Here is a 19,885-nt window from a genome sequence, read left to right on the forward strand (position 1 = left end):
TACGGGCCGCCGCCGCGCGTCTCGAACCGAACCGCTACACCTGGGGCGTGGCCGCGGCGCTCTCCTCGCGCGAGAGGGCCTCGGCCGCCTCCTCGGCGGCGCGGGCGGCCACGTCGACGGAGGACTCGCGGGTGCGGCGGATGCCGAGGATGCTGACGAACAGCGACGCGAAGATCGTCTGGAAGCTCATGATGAGGGCGGTGGCCGCCGGGACCACGATGCGCAGCGACTCGCGCGGGTCGAGCGCGCCCCAGCTGCGCACCTGCCAGTGGACCAGCGACATGACCAGGCCGACGAGGCCCGCCAGCGCGAGCAGGCCGCCCAAGACCAGGCCGCGCTCCAGCGTCACCATGCTGATCAGCTTGCGCACCCGCCGCGACTCGGGCAGGAACCCCTCCTCGGCCGCGTACACCTTAGTGAACAGCGCGAACAGCGCCGACTGGAAGCCGATCACCATCGCGGCCGACGCGCCGACGAGCGTGTCGACGTCGAACGCCAGCTGGCCGATCTTGACCGGCCCGAACGTCAGCGCGGTGCCGGCCACCAGGCCGATCATCATCAGCGCGATGCCGGGATAGAAGAACAGCCACTTGGGGCTGTAGAGGAGCAGGAAGCGCAGGTGGCGCCAGCCGTCGCGCCAGGAGCGCAGGTGGGGCGGGCGGGAGCGGCCGTCGGGCGAGAGCGTGGTGGGCACCTCGCGCACGTCGTAGCCGGCCAGGGTGGAGCGCACGACCATCTCGCTGGCGAACTCCATGCCACCGGTCTGGAGGCCCAGGTTGAGGATGGAGTCGCGGCGGAAGCCGCGCAGCCCGCAGTGGAAGTCGGCGATCTTCGACGGGAAGAACAGCCGCCCGACGAACGACAGCACCGGGTTGCCGAGGTAACGGTGGAGCGGGGGCATGGCGCCCGGCGCGATGCCGCCCTTGAACCGGTTGCCCATCACCAGGTCGGCGCCGTCGCGCAACTGCTCCACGAACGGCATCAGGGAGCCGAAGTCGTAGGAGTCGTCGGCGTCGCCCATGATCACGTACTTGCCGCGCGCGGCCCGGATGCCGCCCATGAGCGCGTTGCCGTAGCCCTTCGCGTCAACGTGGACCACACGCGCGCCGGCGTCGCGAGCGAGCTGCTGCGAGCCGTCGGTGCTGCCGTTGTCGGCGATCAGCACCTCGCCCTCGATGCCGTGCTCTTCCATGCACGCAAGAGCCTTGCGCACGCAGACTTCCACGGTCTCGGCCTCGTTGAGGCAGGGCATGACCACCGTCAGTTCCACGTCTCAACCCTTCAGTTACGGCTCTTCACAGCCCACCATCATGCCGTGTGCCCGGCAATGGTCGCGGCATGTCATCCAAACGACTGGCATTCTTTACAGCATGGTGAGCGTCGCGGAGGGCACTTCTGTGGACCACTCCGCCCCTGGCCGGATGGCGCGCGTGCTCTCGTTTCCGCGCCGTCATCGGGTGTTCGCAGCAGCTTTCGCCGCGGGTGCGCTGCTGCGGGTCTTCACCATGCTCGGCTACGGGCCCGCCATGTGGTTCAACGATTCGTACGAGTATGTGTCGGTTGCTCTGCACCCGAGGCCGCACCCGATCCGGCCCGACGGCTACGGGTTCTGGCTGATCCTGCTCAAGCCTTTTCACAGCTTCGCCCTGGTGACCTTTACCCAGCACCTGATGGGGCTGGCCACGGCGGTGCTGATCTACGCGCTGCTGCGCCGGAAGTTCGCGCTGCCCAAGTGGGGGGCGACGCTGGCCGCCGCGCCGGTGCTGTTCGACGCCTACCAGATCCAGCTCGAGCAGCTGATCATGTCGGACACGCAGTTCACGCTGCTGGTGGTGGCGGTGATCACGCTGGTGCTGTGGCACCGGCGGATGTCGTGGCGGATGGGCGCCGTGGTCGGCCTGCTGCTGGCGCTGACCTGGCTGACCCGCTCGATCGGCCTGCCGATCCTCGTGCTCGTGCTGGCCTACCTGCTCCTCAAGCGCACCGGGTGGAAGCCGATCGTGGCGGTCCTGACCACCTGCGCCATCCCGGTGGCGGCCTACATGGGCTGGTTCGCGTCCGCGTACGGCAAGTTCGCGATGACCAACAGCGACGGGCTCATCCTCTACATGCGCACGGCGATCTTCGCCGACTGCGAGAAGATGAGCATCGACCCCTACAAGGAGGTCGAGCTGGTCCTGCTGTGCATCAACGACCCCGTCAGCGAGCGCAAGGACTACGCGCAGTGGTACCTGTGGGGTCAGGGCAGCGGCGACGGCGAGGGCACCGGCGAGGTGCTCCACCGCTGGGGCAGCGTCAAGTTCACCGACATCACCAACGAGGCGGCCAGCGCGTTCGCGATGCGCGCGATCACCTCCCAGCCGGGCGACTACCTGCAAGTGGTGCTCCGCGACTTCCTGCGCAGCTTCCACTGGGCCCGGCCGCGCTTCCCCGACGCGGCGACCTACAACATGTACGAGTTCAAGCCGTACTACGAGCTCGACAGCACCGGAAACCCGAAGCGCCTGCCCAACTGGCCGTCCTACCAGGGCCGCACCGACACCGACGCGTTCGCCTACGAGCAGGGGCCGCCGGAGACGCGGATCGTCTCGCCCTGGGCGGAGATCATGAGCGGCTACCAGAAGGTGTTCTACCTGCGGGGCATCGTGCTGGGCGGCATCATGCTGATCGGCCTCTACGGCATCGCGGTGCGCTGGCGCAAGCTGGGCGGGCCGGTGGTCCTGCCCTGGCTTGGCGCGTTCGGGCTGCTGCTCGCGCCGGCCGCGACGGCCGAGTTCGACTACCGGTACGTGCTGCCCGCCGTGCCGCTGGCGTGCATCGCGGCGGCCATCACGCTGCGCCACGGCGTCACTTGGGTGCGGGGGTCACCCAGGAGGTCATCAGCATCCGGTCCCACCACTCCGCCCGGGTCAGGGTCTCAGCCGACAACACCGGGTGAAGCCACCAGAAGTTGATCAGCACGATCAGCGCGAAGGCCCCCACGACCGCCGCCCCGGCGGCCCTTCGCGGCGGCGGCGCGTCGGCCCTGCCGAGCAGGAGCCCGGCCATGAGCGTGACGGCCAGCACCATGAACGGCACCAGGGGGATCATGTAGAACAGGTACATGGTCCGGTTCTGCGCGATCGCGTAGTAGAACCAGGGCAGCCAGCCCGCCGCGTAGGTCAGCAGCACCGCCCCGGCCCGCCAGTCACGCCCGGTGACATACCAGGCGACGCAGCCCAGCAGGGCGAGCACGGCCCCGTACCAGAGGGCGGGGGTGCCGACCCCGATCACGGCCTGCGAGCAGGCGTCGCCCCCGCACGCGGAGGGCGGCAGGCCGGTCGGGTAGTGGAACGACACGGGCCTGAAGAGCACCGGCCAGGTCCACGGCTCCGACATGTAGGGATGGTGGAGGTCCAGCCCGCTGTGGTAGCCGAGCACCTGGAAGTGATACTTCAGCCACGACCGGGCCGAGTCGACGACGAAGAAGAGCGGCCCGGACGAGGTGGCCTGGTCCCAGCCGCGCCCCCAGCCGGCGTCGGTGACGAACCAGCCGGTCCACGACAGCGCGTACGCGAACGCGGGCACGGCGGCGAACGCGGCCGCCGCCGGCGGCAGGTCGAGCGAGAACGCCCCCCGGTACGGTTCGCGCAGTCCGATGGCACGCCTGCCCCCCATGTCCCACACGAAGGCGAGGACCGCGAACGCGATCAGGAAGAAGACCCCCGACCACTTGACCGCGCACGCCGCGCCCAGGCAGAGGCCGGCGGCGATCCGCCACGGCCGGAGCCCGAGCCGCGGCCCCGTGGTGGAGACCGCGGCGCTCTCCCACCAGTCGACCAGCCGCTCGCGGGCCTTGTCCCGGTCGACCACCAGGCAGGCGAAGCCGGCCAGGACCCAGAACATGAGGAAGATGTCGAGCAGCGCCGTCCGCGACAGCACGAAGTGCAGCCCGTCCAGCGCCAGCAGTAACCCCGCGAAGCAGCCCAGCAGCGTCGAGCGGGTCATCCGCCGCGCCACCCGGGCGAGCATGAGGATCGACAGCGTGCCGACCAGGGCGGCGGCGAACCGCCAGCCGAACGGGTTCATCCCGAACAGCCACTCGCCCACGCCGATCATCCACTTGCCGAGCGGCGGGTGCGCCACGTACGAGGCGCACTGGTCGTAGTCGGCGCACCGGCGGAAGATGTCGAGATCGCCGGCGATGAGGCGCTTGTCCGCGATGGGGTTGTCGGAGTCGCCGAGCATGGCCCGCTCCGCCCCGTACCGGAGCAGGGCGTACGCGTCCTTGGCGTAGTACGTCTCGTCGAACACCACCGCGTGCGGCCGGCCGAGCCCGGTGAAGCGCAGGACGCCGCCGAAGATCGCGACGAGGAGGGGCCCCAGCCACCCCCAGAGCGCGCTTCCCCTCATCGGCGGGACAAGGCGGTGCCGCGAAACCCCCCAGTTCCTCACCATGGGCACACTATGGGGTGACGGAACGCCTGTGAACCGCGTCGTAGAGCTCCCGCTTGGGCACGCCCGCCGCCTTGGCCACGTCGGCGACGGCCGTCTTGCGCTGCTCCCCCGCCGCCACCCGCCGGTCTACCTCGGCCACCAGCGCGGGCAGGTCGGCCTCCTCGTCCGCGGCGGTGTGGCCGGCGACCACGACCGTGATCTCGCCCTTGACGCCCGCCTCCGCCCACGCGGCCAGCTCGCCCAGCCCGCCGCGGCGCACCTCCTCGTACGTCTTGGTCAGCTCGCGGCAGACGGCCGCGGGGCGGTCGGCGCCGAACGCGCCGGCCATCGCCTCCAGCGAGGCGGCCAGCCGGTGCGGAGCCTCGAAGAACACCATCGTGCGCTCCTCGCGCGCCAGCGCCTCCAGGCGGCGGGCCCGGTCGCCGGGCTTGCGCGGCGGGAAGCCCTCGAAGCAGAACCGGTCGCTGGGCAGCCCCGAGACGGCCAGCGCGGTGGTGACGGCGCTCGGGCCCGGCAGCGCGGTGACCGTGACGCCCGCCTCGACGGCCAGGCGGGTCAGCCGGTAGCCGGGGTCGGAGACGCCCGGCATGCCCGCGTCGGTGATGACCACGACCGTGCGGCCCTCCAGGAGCGCCTCCAGCAGCTCTTCGGCGCGGGCCGCCTCGTTGGCGTCGTAGTAGGACACCACCCGGCCGGCGATCTCCACACCCAGCTCGACGGTCAGCCTGCGCAGCCTCCTGGTGTCCTCGGCCGCCACCACGTCGGCGCCCGCCAGCGCCTCGCGCAGCCGCGGCGACACGTCGCCCGCCTGCCCTATCGGCGCCCCCGCCAGCACGAGCCTGCCCTCACCAGTCATCCGGCCATTGTGGCAGCCTCGGGGGCGGCCCGAATTGAGCCGTGTTTCTTGGGAAGCACCGGCTTGAGACCCGTACGATGTCCGAATGGCGGTGACCGATTTCCCGTACCAGACCTCCGGCGGCCCGGAGTCTGACGAGAGCAGTCCCCGCGCGCTTTCCGTGCGTGACCGGGTGATTCCGGCGATGCGCGGCAGCGTGCTGTGGGGCTGGATCGGCCCGCTGCTCGTCATGATCTTCGGAGGCATCCTCCGCTTCATCGGCCTGGGGCATCCGCACGAGGTGGTCTTCGACGAGACCTACTACGCCAAGGACGGCTTCTCGCTGATCAACTGGGGCGTCGAGCGCACCACGGTCAAGGACGCCGACAAGGCGATCCTGGCGGGCGACACCGACATCTTCCAGAAGTGCGCCGACGGCAGCCTCGACCCGTGCGCCTCCTACGTCGTCCACCCGCCGCTCGGCAAGTGGATGATCGGCGCGGGCGAGTGGCTGTTCGGGATGAACCCGTTCGGCTGGCGCTTCGCCGCCGCCGTGATCGGCACGCTGTCGATCCTCGTCCTCGCCAGGGTGGCCCGGCGGATGACGCGCTCGACGCTGCTCGGCTGCTTCGCCGGCCTGCTGCTGGCGCTCGACGGCCTGCACTTCGTGCTGTCGCGCACGGCGCTGCTCGACATCTTCCTCATGTTCTGGGTCCTGGCCGCCTTCGCCTGCCTGGTCGTCGACCGCGACAGGACGCGCGAGCGGCTGGTCGACTGGTACGAGACCTCGCCGCTGTCGCCGCAGGGCCCCTGGCTGGGGGCGCGGCCGTGGCGGATGGCGGCCGGCGTGTGCCTGGGCCTGGCGATGTCGGTCAAGTGGTCCGGGCTGTTCTTCGCGGTCGCCTTCGCCGCCATGTCGGTGATGTGGGACTTCGGCGCGCGCCGCGCCGTCGGGCTCCGCAACCCGTACGGCGGCGCGCTGTCCAAGGACGTGCCCAACGCGCTGGTGGGCTTCGCCGCCGTGCCGTTCGTGTCCTACATGGTGACCTGGGCCGGCTGGTTCTCGACCGCGACCGGCTACGGGCGCAATTGGGACCAGGCCACCTCGTCGGGCAACCCGTTCTTCTTCATCCTCGACTCGGCCCGCTCCTGGATCCAGTACCAGTGGCAGGTCTTCACCTTCCACGAGGGCCTGGAGACGTCCCACCCCTACATGTCCGAGCCGTGGACGTGGCCGCTGCTGCTGCGCCCGGTGGCTTTCCACTACGAGGGCGAGAAGACGGGCTGCGGGGCCTCCTCCTGTTCGGAAGCGGTGCTGGGGGTCGGCACGCCGGTGATCTGGTTCGGCGCGCTGGCCGCGCTGGTGGCGCTGATCGCGTGGTACGTCGCCACCCGCGACTGGCGGGCCGGGGCGGTGCTGCTCGCCTACGCGATGGGCTGGCTGCCGTGGTTCTACTTCGCGTTCTCGAGCAACCGGACGATGTTCCTGTTCTACGCGATCCCCATGGTGCCGTTCATGATCCTGGCGATCACGCTCTGTGCCGGATGGCTGATAGGCCCGGCCACGAGACTGGCCGACGGCAGCATCCCGGCCAGGCGGACGTACGGGGCGGCGGCGGTCGGCGGGTTCGCCTTGCTCGCATTGATCAACTTCTGGTGGTTGCATCCTGTACTGTCGGCCGAGCTGATCCCCTACGCGGAGTGGAAGGTCAGGATGCTCTTCGACAAACGATGGATCTAGTTCAGTCACCGTCCATTACATAGTGATTTCATAGGGTTGTCGCTGTGCTAGACCCAATACGCACGGGATTCGGTCATCGTCAGGGCTGGGGTCCATACGGCAAACTTCGAGGCATGAGTGCACCGGACGTCGCCGCGCTGCTGGCGGAGTTGGAGCGGTCCCACCCGGACCTCGCCGACGAGGCCAGGACCGCGGTCGAGTGGCTGACCGGCGGCGAGCCGCTGGAGACGGTGACGCAGCTCGATGTCTGCGAGTTCCTCTGGTACACCCTGCCCCTCAAGGTGGGGGGTGACCACGAGCGGCTGGCGCGTTCGCTCGGGCGGCTGCTGCAGCTCGGCGGCCTCGAACGGTACGCGGCGCTGTGCACCTCGCAGACCACGACGCGGATCCTGCGCGCGTACGCCCGCGACGGCGAGGACGCCGGCACCCGCGCCTACCACGAGGCGCTGGAGGAGACGGGCGTGCTCCCGCCGGACGTGCCGGAGCTGCAGTGGAGCATGATCATGGGGCCGGAGGAGCTGGGCGCCCACGTGGCCTGCTCGGCGGCCCTGGAGCTCTCCATCCTGGCCGGCGATAGTGTCGACCGGGTGGCGCTGACCCGCCGCTGGCTCACCGAGCCGCGCGCCGACCTGGGCGGCGACAGCTGGCTCCACCGGGTGCAGGGCGAGCGGCTCAACCGCTGGGTGCTGGGCCGCGGCCCGGCCAGGCGGAAGCTGGCCCAGCCCTTCGAGGTGCGGCTGCACGCGCCGGTGACCCCGCAGCCGCTCCCGGCGCTGCACCGGCTGCTGTCGCTGGCCGCGTCCGAGGGCACCCTCCCGCTCCGGCTGGCCCCGTCACCCGAGGCGCTGAGGCTGCGCGAGCTGGCCGAGCACGAGCTGGGCGCGCTGAGCCGCGAAGGCACCCGCCTGACCGTGACCGGCTTCGGACGGCAGCTGCTCTCCGCGCCGGAGCTGATGTGGGACGCGGTGACCAAGCTGCTGCTGGCCGGGGGCGACGAGTTCGAGCTGTCGGCCAGGGAGGCCGCGCTCATGCTGCTGGCCGACGGCGAGCTCCTGTCCCCCGCCCAGCTCCGCGAGCAGGTGGCGGAGGTGGTCGGCGGCGAGGGCTGGCACCCCGCGTCGGGACCGGACGACGTCGCGGCCGCGCTGGCCCGCCTCGTCGACCAACTGGCGGCGCTCGACCTCGCCTTCGCCGACCCCCTGGCGGTGCGGCTCACCCGCGGCGGCCAGTTCGCCGCCCTGGCAGCGCTACGCGCCCACGCGCTACGCCCCAGAAAGTACGTCAACGCCACCTGACTCCAGCTTCCCCCACGCCGCCGGCACCCGCCGGCGGCGCGCTCCACAAGTCGCGCCGCCGAAACCCACCGACGGCACCTGCTTGGAGGCCCGCTCCGCGAGTCGCGCCGCCGAAGCCCACCGTCCGCGCCTGCCTGGAGGCCCGCTCCGCGGCATGTGTACCGACGGCGCGCTTCGCGGACTTCGGAAGGGTGTCTCCTGTCTTTGGCGGTCGCGTGGCGGCGGGTGGGCGTGTTGACTGGGGGCATGTCGACGATCCTGGTGCTGGGCGGCACCGGCAAGACGGGCCGGCGCGTCGCCGCTCGGCTCCGGGCGCGCGGTGCGGAGGTCCGCGCGGCCTCGCGTCGCGGTGAGACCCGCTTCGACTGGTACGACCACGACACGTGGGAACCGGCCCTGTCAGGCGTCTCGGCCGCCTACCTGGTCGACTCGCAGGGGCCTGACGCGGCGGGGCTGCTGGCCGCGTTCGCCGGGGCGGCGGTCGCGCGGGGGGTGCGGCGGCTGGTGCTGCTGTCGTCCCGTGACTGGCCCAAGCTCGGTGACGACCGCCTGCTGGCCTCCGAGCGGGCGGTCAAGGCGTCCGGCGGCGCGTGGACGATCCTGCGGCCGACTTGGTTCGCGCAGAACTTCAGCGAGGACCCGATGCTGCGCGACCCGGTCGACGCCGGGCTGGTCGAGCTGTCCGCCGGCCATGGGCTGGAGCCGTTCGTGCACGCCGACGACATCGCCGACGTGGCGGCCGAGGTGCTGCTGCGCGACGGCCATGCCGGGCGGACCTACGAGCTGTCAGGGCCCCGGCTGCTGTCGTTCGGCGACGCGATCGGCGAGATCGCCGCCGCGACCGGGCGGTCGATCACGTACGTGCCGGTCTCACCGGAGGAGCACGCGGCCCGGCTCGCCGCCCGCGGCTTCGACGCCGACCACATCGCGCTCGTGAACCGGCTGTTCGCGTCGATCGACGCGGGCACCAACGCCCACCTCTCCGACGGCGTGCGGCAGGTCCTCGGCCGCGAGCCACGCGACTTCACCGAGTACGTCGAATCCACCTGGTGATCCGAGCATCACAGCGCCGTCCCCCCGCCTAAGCGGTGGGCCGTGCGTCCGTGAGGGCGTGCTCCGCGGCGACCTGCTCCAGCGTGAGCCCTTCCAGCATCCGGTCCAGGATCCCCCGCAGGAAGTCACACTCCCGTACCGGATGCTCGGCGGGGCAGTCGATCGCGTGGCGCAGAAACTCCTGCGCCGTCCTGGCCCGCTCGATCAGCTCCTCCAGCGCCTCGATCCGCTCGCCGACGGTGGCCCGCCACTGCTCCCCCGGCGCCTCCAGCACCGCGCCGGCGGTGTCCAGCGGGATGCCCAGCCGCTGCGCGCTCTGCAGGAACACCAGCCGGCGCAGCTCGTCCCTGCCGTACACGCGCCGCCCCTGCCGGCGTCCCGCCGGCGGCACCAGTCCGCGTTCCTCGTAGTAGCGCAGCGCGGAGGCGTTCATGCCGAGCATCCGGGCCGCCTCACCGATCGGGATGAATTCGTCCATGTTCCCATTTGACTTCAAGTCAGCTTGAACCGCTTTGCTGGGGTGCATGGGAACCACGACATCCTGGGTCACCGGCCGCGAACACGACTCGTCCTTCGCCGCCCCCTCCGGCCTCATGGGCCGCCTGGCCGGCCGCGTCATGCTCTGGACCAACCGCCAGCGGGACCTGCTGCCGCTGCTCGACATCCGGCCGGGCGAGCATGTGCTGGAGGTCGGCTACGGCCCCGGCGCGCTGCTGCGGCTGCTGAGCCGTACGGGAGCCGGACGGGTGGCGGGCGTCGATCCGTCACCCGAGATGCGCGCGCTCGCCGTCCGCAAGGCGCCCGGGACCGAGCCGGGGCTGGGCACCGCCGACCGCACCCACCAGCAGGACGCCGCGTTCGACTGCGTCGTCTCGGTCAACAACGTGGCCATCTGGCCGGAACTGGAGCCGGGACTGCGCGAGCTGCACCGGGTGACGAAGCCGGGCGGCCGCCTGGTGATCGCCTGGCACGGCGGCGACGCCCCGTCGCGGCTCGCCCGGGGGTTGCGCCTGCCGGACAAGGTGCTGGCCACGCTGGAGTCGGCCCTGCGCGAGCGCTTCGACGACGTCACACGGCACGAACTGCCCAGCCTGACGGCTTTCGTCGCCAGGCGGGCTCCCGCGTAACCCTTCAGCGGCGGGCCGCGCCGGCACAAGGCCGTGACGCGGGTCGTGGGCGACCAGGACCGGCCTGGTCAGCGGGCGATGCCGAGGCTGCCCGCAGAGCTTCGCGCCGGCCGCCCGGACCGCGCCCGCGCCGCCGCCAGCACGCAGCACGCGGCCAAGACCGGCCAGGCGTCGACGCCTGCGAGGAACCGCAGACCCTCCACGCCTGCCCACTGGGGGAAGCACCCCTCACGGTCCAGCGCCATGTCCACGCCGAAGGTCACCAGGCCGGTTCCGTACAGGACCAGGAGCGCGCCCGCCACGACCCGCGCGACGACCCGCCCGATCAGCGGCCGGCCCCGCCGCGCGGCCAGCCAGTGCGCCCAGAAGGCCAGCGCGACCGCCGGGAGCCCGCCTAGCCAGAACAGCGGGACCCACTGGATGACCGGCGCCAGGAGGATGGAGAGCTCCTGGCGCGTCTCCCATCCGAAACACGAGCCGAAGCTCCAGGAAGCGAAGACGAGGCTCTCCGGCAGCGTGAACAGGTAGAAGGCTCCCGCACCCGACACCACGAGCGCGGCGAACCACCATAATCGCGATCTTCTCGGCATGCCCCCAGAACCTACCGGCGCGGGACCGTCCCCGCCGGGCTTCTCAGCCGCGCCAGGCGCAGGACCGCCCACAGCAGCACCGCCAGAACGCCCACCAGCAGGTACTCGATGGCGGGGATGCGGACCACCTCGGTCGCCTCGCCGATGCCGCGCACCGCGTACACCGCCACCACCGCCCCGGCGTAACAGGCGGCCAGGATCCAGCGGGTCGTGGCGCCGAGGCCGAGGCCGTGCATCTGGGTGAGGACGAACACGCCCAGGAAGCCGAAGAGGAACATCGGCCACGCCCCGTCGGGGCCGGTGTTCATGAAGGCCACCAGCGTGCCGTGCGCGGCGACCAGGAGCTCCAGGGTGAGGGTCCACCAGCGGTTGGTGTGCGCGCGGGTGAGGAAGAGGCTGCCCTGCAAGAGGATAAGGAACATGTAGAAGAACCCGATAAGGTGGCCGCTCGTCGTCTCCATCGGGTGATACCAGAACGTGTAGACGGCGGCCCAGCTGAACAGATAGCCGTGGTACCGGCGGGCGAAGGACGTGACCTCCGCCGAGATGGGCGCCGGGCGGCCGGCGAACAGGCCGCGGCGGCGGTTCTCCATGAGCAGCACCACGATCAGCAGGAGCACCACCGAGGCCTGCGAGCTGAAGATGGACACGTCCTGCGCCAGCCCGTCGTAGAACACCTGGGTCTGCGCCTGGTGCAGCAGGATGAACCCGAAGTTGACCGCCAGGGCCACGACGTTCACCCGGTGCAGGCCGCCGGTGTAGCGGCGGACCCGGGTCTGCGCGTAGTAGATCAGGCCCCAGAACGCGACCTGGTGGGCGGCGTAGCCGAGCCAGGCCGACAGCCGTGTCCAGACAGTGGGCTCGGGCAGCTTCCAGTAGTACCAGGACGCCCCCTGGTCGGGGAGTAACGCGATGCCGGCCAGCCGCTGCCCGGCCAGCCAGACGAGCCCGGTGAGCGCGGCGCTGGCGACGACGCCCCAGGCCAGCGCGGTGTTCGCGCCCGTCGTCCGTGCTCCCGCGGTCACAGTCCCAACGCCTCCGGCTCGAATCGGTGAACGCCCGCCTCGCGGGGCTCACACGCGCACATGATCTCCAGCACGCTCCACCGTACGCGTCCCGAGAGCGGCCCACAGCGCGACCGCGATGTACAGGGCCTGCTCGGGCACCCGCAGCCACAGCGGCGTGACGTCCTGCCCGGCCAGCGCCGCGTACACGTTGGCGGGCAGGAGCAGCACGAACATCACCGCCAGCCACAGCCCGGCGGCCCGCCGGGTGCGGCTCAGCACCAGCCCGGCCGCGCCGAGGATCTCCAGCACGCCGGTCGCGTACACCATGAAGGCGGGGAACGGCACGAACGGCGGCACCATCGCCACGAGGTCGGCGTGGGTCGTGGTGAAGCCGCTGCCCTCGGGGGCGAAGTGGGCGCTGCCTGTGATGACGAGGAACAGCGCGAGCCCGTGCGCCGCGCTGACCCGCCAGGTCGCGAACCGCCGCACCCCGAACGCGCCCAGCAGCCGGAACACCAGGGTGGCGATCACCAGAACGAGTGACATCTCGAATCCTTTCGATAGCAGCACTATCCAGTTGTTAGATAGTGACACTATCCAGTACGAGCCGTCAAGATGCCGTCCCATGACCATGACCGCCAACGGCCGCCCGGCCTTCGTCGTCAACGTCGAGGTGTTCCTGCGCCGCGACGGCCGCTGGCTGCTCATCAGGCGCGGCGACGGCGAGTCGCACGCCCCCGGCACGCTCGCCGGCGTGGGCGGCAAGGCCGAGCCGGACGGCGCCGGTCAGCGGGTGCTGGAGGAGACCGCCCGCCGCGAGGTCGCCGAGGAGATCGGCGTCGACCTGACCGGCGTTCCCCTCACCTACGCCTCCAGCGGGTTCTTCGTCACCGACGACGGCGACCCGGTGGTCAACGTGGTGTTCGCGGCCCCGATGCCGCCGCGCGCCGAACCGGTCGCGGCCGCGCCCGCCGAGGTGGCCGGGTTCGTCTGGCTGACGACGGCGGAGGCGGAGGCCGACCCCGCCTGCCCGCCCTGGGTGCTGAGCAGCCTGCGCGACGCCGCGGCGGCCTGACGCCCCTCAGCCGGCCGGGCGGAGCAGCGCCCAGCTCCGCTCGTCGCCCCAGACCGAGGCCGGATCCACGTACGGGCGCAGCAGCGCGACAAGCTCGGGGTCGCCGCGCCCGCCCAGCTCGTCCTCCGCGATCCGCCTGGCCACCCCGGCCAGGAAGTCGGCGACCTGCACCCGGGGCTCGTGGAAGGAGTCGGCCAGCCGCAGCCCGGCCAGATCCACCACCCGCTTCAGGTGCGCGACGCGCTCCTCGGTCAGGCCGTTGTGCTCGTCGTGCAGGATCGACACCGGCCGCCGGTCGCGTCCCCAGTGCACGACCGCCCGCATGATGGCCGGGATGAGCGGGTCCAGCGCCGGCATCTCGCCCGGCCGTTCCAGGAAGTCCTCCAGCGGCTGCCTGGAACGGTCGAGCAGGCGCATGATCTCCCCCACCCGCCCGCCGACCCCGGCGAGCTCCTCGACGGTGAGGAAGAACCGCTCGGCGGGGGCCCGCCGGCGCATCACGTCGTTGAACGACTCCAGGAACGCGGTGAACCGCTCCGGGCCGAGGCTGACCGGCCCCTCACGGTAGAGGTCCGCGGCGAGCGCCCGGTCCCCGCCTGCGCCTGTGTACGCCACGTCCCCGGCGATGAGGTCGGCGATCTTCCGTACCGCGAAGTAGGCCTTGTCGGCCAGGAACACCCGCGCCCGGCCGTAGATGGGCCCCGAGGGGGCGAGCAGCCAGACCAGCACCGCCCGGTGCTTGCCGCGGAGCAGGTGGTTGGCCTTGTACTCGGTGGCGGGGGAACGGATGCGGGCGCGGGTCTCGCGGACGCACTCCGCGGCGGCCTCGGCGCCCAGAAGCACGGCGGCGTGCGCGAAGACGGCGGTGTTGCCGCCGACGAGCTTCTCCCCTTCCGAGCCGGACTCGTCGCAGGCGATCTCAAGAGGCCACAGCTCAGGAACCTACGCCTGCCCTCCGCCGATCGCCAGACGTTTTCGACCGGCCCCGCTGATCGTGCCCATTCTCGGACGGCTGCGGCAGCGAAGAGGACATGGTGGCGAGGGCCTGGCCCGGCACCCCATCCTCGACGCCCGCCCGCCGTCGGTGAACAACGGCGGCGGTTGCTACGACTAGATCCGGTTGAGGAAGGCCAGCACCCGCTCCATCATCAGCCTGGCCGCCGGCTCGTCGTAGGAAGGCAGGCTGCCGTCGGCGAACAGGTGGTCCTTGCCTTCGTAGAGGAACAGCTCCGCGCCCGGAGTCGACTCCACGAGGGCGCGAGCCGCCTCCACATCGCCCTCGCCGGCGAAGAACGGGTCGCCCTCCATGCCGTGGACCTGCACCGGCACGCCCTCCGGCCAGGACTCGCCGAACTCCGTGACCGGCACGCACGAGTGGAACAGCAGCGCGCCCTTCGCCCCCGCCCGCGTCTGGGCCAGCTGCTGCGCCGGCAGCACCCCGAGGGAGAACCCGGCGTAGACCAGCTCGCCCGGCAGCCATGCGGCGAAGGACCCCCCGCGCTCGATGATCGTCTCGAACCCGGTCTCCTGCGCGTAACCGCCGCCCTCGTCGAGCGACTCGAAGACGCGCCCCTCGTACAGGTCGGGCACGTGCACCGTGTGGCCCGCCCGCCTGAGCTCCTCCGCGAACTCCCGCACCCCGGACGTCAGCCCCTGGGCGTGATGGAACAACAGCACCTCGGCCATGTCTCTCCCTTCGCCGCGCTCAGCATGCCCCACGCCGCCGACAGTTTCCGTAGTCAGCCGGGCGCGCGGAAGGTCCGCCGGTAGGTGTCGGGCGAGACGCCGACGGCGCGGGTGAAGTGCCTGCGCAGGGTCGCCGCCGTGCCCATCCCGGTGCGGGCCGCGATCTGCTCCACGCCGGCGTCGGTGGTCTCCAGCAGCTCCTGTGCCCGGTGCACCCGCTGGGCGTGCAGCCAGTGCAGCGGGGTGACGCCGAGGGCGCGGTGGAAGTGGCGGGCGAGGTTGCGGGTGCTCATCCCGGCGCGGCGGGCCAGGTCGCGTACGGTCAGCGGTTCGTGCAAGTGGGCCTGCGCCCACTGGAGGACGTCGGCGAGCCCGTACTGGCCGGCCTGGTCCGGCACCGGCGCGGTCACGTACTGCGCCTGCCCGCCGGCCCGGTGCGGCGGCACGACCAGGCGGCGGGCCAGCGCGTTCGCCACCGCCGCGCCGTGGTCCTTCCTGACGACGTGCAGGCACAGGTCGAGCCCCGCCCCCTTGCCCGCCGAGGTCAGGACGGTCCCTTCGTCGATGTAGAGGACGTCGGGATCGACCCGTACGCGGGGATAACGGGTGGCGAGCAGCGCGGCGTGCATCCAATGGGTGGTCGCCCGCCGCCCGTCCAGGATCCCGGCCTCGGCGAGCACGAACGCCCCGGTGCACAGCGACACGATCCGGGCCCCGCGCTCGTGGGCGGCCCGGACGGCGTCCACCGCGTCACCCGGCGGCGGCCCGATCTCCACGTCGCAGGAGGACACCACCACCGTGTCGGCGTCCACCACCGCGTCCAGGCTGTGCGGGGTGTCCACCCGCAGCCAGTCGCCCACCCGGCCCCGGCTCGGGCCGCACACGCGGAAGTCGTACCACGGGTCGGCCAGGTCGGACCGGTCGATCCCGAACACCTCGACGGCCGCGGCGGCCTCGAACAGCATGGCGCCGTCGTACAGGGCGAGCGCCACGGAGTGCATGTCCGGAATTGTACGCATACCGCCATTACGGCCGGGCCGGCCCGCGGGGCACGGCCCGGTTCGCGGTCAGTCGGTGCCGAACTCCATCGCGGCGCGGTCGAGCAGCTCGTCGTCGTCCGCGACGTCGCCGCGTGAGGCGATGGCCTCGGCGCCGCCCTCCGGCATGTCGCCGATGAGCTCGGTCGGGGCCGCCGGCGGGGCCTCGATGAGCGCGGAGTGGCTGGTGCCGACCATGCCCATGCTGGCGTACTGCTCCAGCTTGGTGCGCGAGTCGGCGATGTCCAGGTTGCGCATGGTGAGCTGGCCGATCCGGTCGACCGGGCCGAACGCCGAGTCCTCCGTACGCTCCATCGACAGCTTGTCCGGGTGATAGCTGAAGGCCGGGCCCGAGGTGTCGAGGATCGAGTAGTCCTCGCCGCGCCGCAGCCGCAGCGTGACCTCGCCGGTGATCGCCGTGCCGACCCAGCGCTGCAGCGACTCGCGGAGCATCAGCGCCTGCGGGTCGAGCCAGCGGCCCTCGTACATCAGCCGGCCGAGCCGCCGTCCCTCGTTGTGGTAGTACGCCAGCGTGTCCTCGTTGTGAATCGCGTTGACCAGCCGCTCGTACGCGGCGTGGAGCAACGCCATGCCGGGCGCTTCGTAGATGCCACGGCTCTTGGCCTCGATGATCCGGTTCTCGATCTGGTCGGACATGCCCAGGCCGTGCCGGCCGCCGATGGCGTTGGCCTCCATCACCAGGTCGACCGGGGTGGCGAACTCCTTGCCGTTGATCGACACCGGGCGGCCCTGCTCGAAGGCGATGGTCACGTCCTCGGCCGGGATCTCCACCCCGAGGTCCCAGAACCGCACGCCCATGATCGGCTCAACGGTCTCGATGCCGGCGTCGAGGTGCTCCAGCGTCTTGGCCTCGTGGGTGGCACCCCAGATGTTGGCGTCCGTGGAGTACGCCTTCTCGGTGCTGTCACGGTAGGGCAGGTCGTGGGCGAGCAGCCACTCCGACATCTCCTTGCGGCCGCCGAGCTCGGTCACGAAGTCGGCGTCGAGCCAGGGCTTGTAGACCCGCAGGTGCGGGTTGGCGAGGAGACCGTAGCGGTAGAACCGCTCGATGTCGTTGCCCTTGAACGTCGATCCGTCGCCCCAGATCTGCACGTCGTCCTCGAGCATCGCCCGCACCAGGAGGGTCCCCGTGACGGCGCGGCCGAGCGGCGTGGTGTTGAAGTAGGCCCGCCCGCCGGAGCGGATGTGGAACGCGCCGCAGGCGAGCGCGGCCAGCCCCTCTTCCACCAGCACCGCGCGGCAGTCGACCAGCCGGGCGACCTCGGCGCCGTACGCCACCGCACGGCCGGGCACCGAGGCGATGTCGGGCTCGTCGTACTGGCCGATGTCGGCCGTGTAGGCGCAGGGGACAGCGCCCTTGTCGCGCATCCACGCGACGGCGACGGAGGTGTCGAGACCACCCGAGAAGGCGATGCCGACACGCTCGCCGATGGGCAGAGAGGTGAGAACCTTGGACATAAGAGAAGAGTATGCATTGTGGCGTATGGTTATGCAAAGCCCCCCTCCTGAAGAGCCCTTTCATCCGCCTCGGGCAGCGGCTTACAGGACCTTCCATTCGAGTTCGCCGTCGACCACCTCGGGCTTCCACCAGCCGATGGAACCGCCGCTCTCCAGGGCGTCGGCGGTGGTTCTCAGCAGGGCGTGGTACGAGCGGATCCGGGTCCCGCCCGGCTCGAAGCTCATGGTGCCCTCGTGGTCGGTGTAGCCGATGTCACGCCGCGCCGAGTCGACCACCAGGTGGTCGCCCGAGCCGTTGGCGCCGACGGGGATCATCCGCCCGTCCCACCAGTCGTCGCGCGGCCCGGCCCGGTCCACGCTGTCGATCTCGCAGAGCATCCGCCAGGTGTCGCGGATCTCACGGACGCCCATGTTCCCGTTGCCCAGGAAGCCGAACCCCCAGGTGTCCCGGACCGGCACGACCCCGTTGTGGCGCAGCAGCGAGGCCTTCAGGTCGTCGGGGAACCGCAGGCCCATCTGCGCCTCCGCCACCGCGATGGTCCTGGCCTTCGCGGGCTTGCCCAGCGTGCGGTAGCTCCTGGGGGCGTTGGCCTTCAGCCAGGTCTCGATCCGCCGCCACTGCCGGTTCACGGCCCGGGTCACCTTCGGGTCGGGCCTCCGCACGCGCGGGGTGGCGCTCCCGGGCCCGCAGTCCGCGTCGGCCGGCTCCTCCACGTACGCCTCGCGGACCTCCGTGTACCGCGCGGCGTCCTCCGGCACCTGGGCGTACGGGGACATCACGACGGTCTCCGCGACCACGCCCGTGTCCTCCTTGGAGAAGACCGCGGACTCCATCAGGTAAGTGCCGGCGGCCAGCACGGCGAGCGCGAGCCCGGCGACGCCCCACCGGGTCAGGTTCCGCCGGGTGGGCGCGTCGAGCGGCGGTCCGGGCTCGCGCGGCTCCAGGAACTTGGCGACCGCGGGGCGGTCGAAGAAGGAGGGCCTGTGGACGTAACGCCGGAGATCCTCGGCGGTGGGCGTGCCGAGGATCGGCACGGGCGGCCACTGCGCCACGGGCGGCGGAGCCGGGGGCGGGTCCGGGACGACTGCCTTCGGGCGGCGGGAACGGACGACCGCCACGATCACCACCGCCGCGACGGCAGCGGACAGCGCAAGCCATACCCCACGAGATGTGATCAATCGCCGCACGTCCGGCAGGGTATCCGGAAACAGCCCTGATCGTGATCGAAAGCGTTCTGTCGGGGCCGACTGCGATACTTCGCGCATGCGCGAACCTCCCTGCGCGGACACCCCGTTCAGCCTCCAGCCCGGCCCGGAGCCGTGGCAGACCTCCTGGATCGCCCGCGGCGAGCTCCGCGACCAGCGGTTCGAGCCACCCGCCGGGGTCACCGAGGTGACCTTCGACCGGGCGCGGCTGACGAACGTCGACTTCTCCGGCACGCGGTTCTCGGAGTTCCGCGTCCACGGGAGCGAGTTCGAAGGCTGCGACTTCACCGGCGCGGCCTTCGACCAGCTGTCCCTGGGCGACACGTGCCTGCGGGGACCGTGGGACGGCGCCCGCTGGCCGCGGTCGGTCTTCCGCGGCTGCGTGTTCCGCCGCACCCGCTTCGCGCCGCACACCTTCTTCGGCAACGTCCGGTTCGAGAAGTGCCTGTTCGACCGGTCCCGGCTGCGAGACCAGACATCCACGTTCGAGGCCGAGTTCGTCGACTGCGTCTTCCTCGGCCGCGTACGGGAGGTCAACTTCTGGGGCCGCCCGCACGACGACGACCGGGCCGCGCTGGGCCGTGACCGCAACGACTTCACCGGCAACGACTTCACCGGGGCCGAGCTCGACGGCGTCGCCTTCCACCACATCGACCTCCGGGCCCAGCTCCTGCCTGGGCCGCCCCGCTACGCCCTCCTCGACCGGGTCAGCGAGCGGGTGGAGGCGGTGCTGCCCCTGGTGGAGCGCCTGCCGGAGGAGCGCCACCGCGAGGAGGCCGACTTCAGCCTGGAGTTCCTCGCCGACCATGCCCTGGAGCGCAACGACGACCAGGCGCTGGTGAGCGCTCTCGACATGGGCAGGAGACTGCCGCCCGCCCTCCGCGAGGAGTTGTTCGAGGCGCTCAGGCGCACGTCCAGCGATACATCCCCTGGTCGAGCCGGGCCGCCTCGCGGGCCAGGTCCCGCAGGGCCGTGACGCGCTCGCGCTCGTACTCGTCGAGGAGCTCCTCCTCGGCGTACTCGCGCAGCCGCGCGTCGTCCACCGCGGCGAGGGCGGCGACGGTCTCGGCCGTCATCCGCTCCAGGCCGGCCGACTCGCCGTCGTCCGCCAGGACCTCGCTGTCGCCGAACTCGCTGAGGTCGCGTCCGCTCAGTTCGGCGGCGAGCGTGTCGAGCTCGTCGAGCCATCCCTTGCAGTCGACGTACGGCAGCTTCGCGCCCGCCGGCCCGCCGTCGAGGGCCAGCCGGGCGGACTGGTCGGAAGCCGCGGTGAAGTAGTCGACGAGCACACCCATGCGGGCGAATCTACTGCACCCG

20 protein-coding genes are annotated in these 19,885 nt (G+C 71.6%); 7 read left to right on the plus strand and 13 right to left on the minus strand.

Going from position 1 to position 19,885, the window contains the following annotated elements:
- Window positions 1-34: 34 nt before the first annotated feature.
- Window positions 35-1,270, minus strand: coding sequence for a glycosyltransferase family 2 protein (locus ACIBF7_RS37210; protein WP_397199234.1), 1,236 nt, complete (start codon window positions 1,268-1,270; stop codon window positions 35-37).
- A gap of 187 nt (window positions 1,271-1,457) precedes the next feature.
- On the opposite strand from ACIBF7_RS37210, the gene ACIBF7_RS37215 reads away from it, so the two are divergent.
- Window positions 1,458-2,954, plus strand: coding sequence for a hypothetical protein (locus ACIBF7_RS37215; RefSeq protein ID WP_364237304.1), 1,497 nt, complete (start codon window positions 1,458-1,460; stop codon window positions 2,952-2,954).
- Here ACIBF7_RS37215 and ACIBF7_RS37220 read toward each other — a convergent pair.
- Together ACIBF7_RS37220 and rsmI are read right to left on the minus strand one after the other, a co-directional pair.
- A complete protein-coding gene (locus ACIBF7_RS37220) occupies window positions 2,848-4,392 on the minus strand; it encodes a dolichyl-phosphate-mannose--protein mannosyltransferase (protein ID WP_397199235.1) in 1,545 nt (514 codons plus the stop codon). The genes ACIBF7_RS37215 and ACIBF7_RS37220 overlap by 107 nt on opposite strands.
- A gap of 52 nt (window positions 4,393-4,444) precedes the next feature.
- Window positions 4,445-5,293 (minus strand): 16S rRNA (cytidine(1402)-2'-O)-methyltransferase, encoded by an 849-nt coding sequence (rsmI, locus tag ACIBF7_RS37225; protein ID WP_271278180.1) that lies wholly within the window; start codon window positions 5,291-5,293, stop codon window positions 4,445-4,447.
- A gap of 85 nt (window positions 5,294-5,378) precedes the next feature.
- Between rsmI and ACIBF7_RS37230 the strand changes: the two genes are divergently transcribed.
- From ACIBF7_RS37230 to ACIBF7_RS37240, 3 genes are all read left to right on the plus strand, one after another.
- The gene (locus ACIBF7_RS37230; protein WP_271278179.1) at window positions 5,379-7,013 is read left to right on the plus strand and encodes a dolichyl-phosphate-mannose--protein mannosyltransferase; all 1,635 of its coding nucleotides are present in this window, start codon (window positions 5,379-5,381) and stop codon (window positions 7,011-7,013) included.
- 113 nt (window positions 7,014-7,126) lie between these two features.
- Entirely contained in the window at window positions 7,127-8,308 is a 1,182-nt protein-coding gene (locus ACIBF7_RS37235; RefSeq protein ID WP_187280929.1) for a hypothetical protein, read from the plus strand.
- Between the two features lie 246 nt (window positions 8,309-8,554).
- Window positions 8,555-9,361, plus strand: coding sequence for an NAD(P)H-binding protein (locus tag ACIBF7_RS37240; protein WP_271275717.1), 807 nt, complete (start codon window positions 8,555-8,557; stop codon window positions 9,359-9,361).
- Window positions 9,362-9,389: 28 nt separating this feature from the next.
- On the opposite strand, the gene ACIBF7_RS37245 is transcribed toward ACIBF7_RS37240, so the two are convergent.
- Window positions 9,390-9,839: a MerR family transcriptional regulator gene (locus ACIBF7_RS37245; protein ID WP_271275718.1), complete on the minus strand. Its 450-nt coding sequence runs from the start codon at window positions 9,837-9,839 to the stop codon at window positions 9,390-9,392.
- Between the two features lie 46 nt (window positions 9,840-9,885).
- Here ACIBF7_RS37245 and ACIBF7_RS37250 point away from each other — a divergent pair, with 46 nt between their 5' ends.
- Window positions 9,886-10,488 (plus strand): class I SAM-dependent methyltransferase, encoded by a 603-nt coding sequence (locus ACIBF7_RS37250; protein ID WP_271275719.1) that lies wholly within the window; start codon window positions 9,886-9,888, stop codon window positions 10,486-10,488.
- A gap of 68 nt (window positions 10,489-10,556) precedes the next feature.
- Here ACIBF7_RS37250 and ACIBF7_RS37255 read toward each other — a convergent pair whose 3' ends face one another.
- Genes ACIBF7_RS37255 through ACIBF7_RS37265 form a run of 3 tightly spaced genes read right to left on the minus strand, consistent with a single transcriptional unit; the run spans window position 10,557 to window position 12,631 of the window.
- Complete coding sequence (locus ACIBF7_RS37255; RefSeq protein WP_397199236.1) at window positions 10,557-11,078, minus strand: hypothetical protein; 522 nt, start codon at window positions 11,076-11,078, stop codon at window positions 10,557-10,559.
- Window positions 11,079-11,089: 11 nt separating this feature from the next.
- On the minus strand, window positions 11,090-12,103 hold the full coding sequence (locus ACIBF7_RS37260) for a hypothetical protein (protein WP_397199237.1): 1,014 nt from the start codon (window positions 12,101-12,103) through the stop codon (window positions 11,090-11,092).
- A gap of 48 nt (window positions 12,104-12,151) precedes the next feature.
- The gene (locus ACIBF7_RS37265; protein ID WP_148029074.1) at window positions 12,152-12,631 is read right to left on the minus strand and encodes a hypothetical protein; all 480 of its coding nucleotides are present in this window, start codon (window positions 12,629-12,631) and stop codon (window positions 12,152-12,154) included.
- Between the two features lie 79 nt (window positions 12,632-12,710).
- Between ACIBF7_RS37265 and ACIBF7_RS37270 the strand changes: the two genes are divergently transcribed.
- On the plus strand, window positions 12,711-13,160 hold the full coding sequence (locus tag ACIBF7_RS37270; protein WP_397199238.1) for an NUDIX domain-containing protein: 450 nt from the start codon (window positions 12,711-12,713) through the stop codon (window positions 13,158-13,160).
- A gap of 6 nt (window positions 13,161-13,166) precedes the next feature.
- Here ACIBF7_RS37270 and ACIBF7_RS37275 read toward each other — a convergent pair whose 3' ends face one another.
- The 5 genes from ACIBF7_RS37275 to ACIBF7_RS37295 all read right to left on the minus strand — a co-directional run bounded on the left by ACIBF7_RS37275 (window position 13,167) and on the right by ACIBF7_RS37295 (window position 18,550).
- Entirely contained in the window at window positions 13,167-14,003 is an 837-nt protein-coding gene (locus ACIBF7_RS37275; protein WP_397199239.1) for a hypothetical protein, read from the minus strand.
- A gap of 267 nt (window positions 14,004-14,270) precedes the next feature.
- On the minus strand, window positions 14,271-14,846 hold the full coding sequence (locus ACIBF7_RS37280; RefSeq protein ID WP_397199240.1) for a dienelactone hydrolase family protein: 576 nt from the start codon (window positions 14,844-14,846) through the stop codon (window positions 14,271-14,273).
- A gap of 53 nt (window positions 14,847-14,899) precedes the next feature.
- A complete protein-coding gene (locus ACIBF7_RS37285; protein WP_271275725.1) occupies window positions 14,900-15,847 on the minus strand; it encodes a helix-turn-helix domain-containing protein in 948 nt (315 codons plus the stop codon).
- 66 nt (window positions 15,848-15,913) lie between these two features.
- Window positions 15,914-17,362, minus strand: coding sequence for an argininosuccinate synthase (gene argG / locus ACIBF7_RS37290; RefSeq protein ID WP_148029070.1), 1,449 nt, complete (start codon window positions 17,360-17,362; stop codon window positions 15,914-15,916).
- A gap of 81 nt (window positions 17,363-17,443) precedes the next feature.
- Window positions 17,444-18,550: an SMI1/KNR4 family protein gene (locus tag ACIBF7_RS37295; protein ID WP_397199241.1), complete on the minus strand. Its 1,107-nt coding sequence runs from the start codon at window positions 18,548-18,550 to the stop codon at window positions 17,444-17,446.
- A 76-nt stretch (window positions 18,551-18,626) separates the two neighbouring features.
- Between ACIBF7_RS37295 and ACIBF7_RS37300 the strand changes: the two genes are divergently transcribed.
- Window positions 18,627-19,544: a pentapeptide repeat-containing protein gene (locus ACIBF7_RS37300; RefSeq protein ID WP_397199242.1), complete on the plus strand. Its 918-nt coding sequence runs from the start codon at window positions 18,627-18,629 to the stop codon at window positions 19,542-19,544.
- Here the strand turns inward: ACIBF7_RS37300 and ACIBF7_RS37305 are convergent.
- Window positions 19,471-19,863 (minus strand): hypothetical protein, encoded by a 393-nt coding sequence (locus ACIBF7_RS37305; protein ID WP_364237283.1) that lies wholly within the window; start codon window positions 19,861-19,863, stop codon window positions 19,471-19,473. The genes ACIBF7_RS37300 and ACIBF7_RS37305 overlap by 74 nt on opposite strands.
- Window positions 19,864-19,885 lie beyond the last annotated feature (22 nt).

Origin of the sequence: Nonomuraea sp. NPDC050478 (genome assembly GCF_044458265.1) — a bacterium.
GTDB lineage: Bacteria > Actinomycetota > Actinomycetes > Streptosporangiales > Streptosporangiaceae > Nonomuraea > Nonomuraea ferruginea.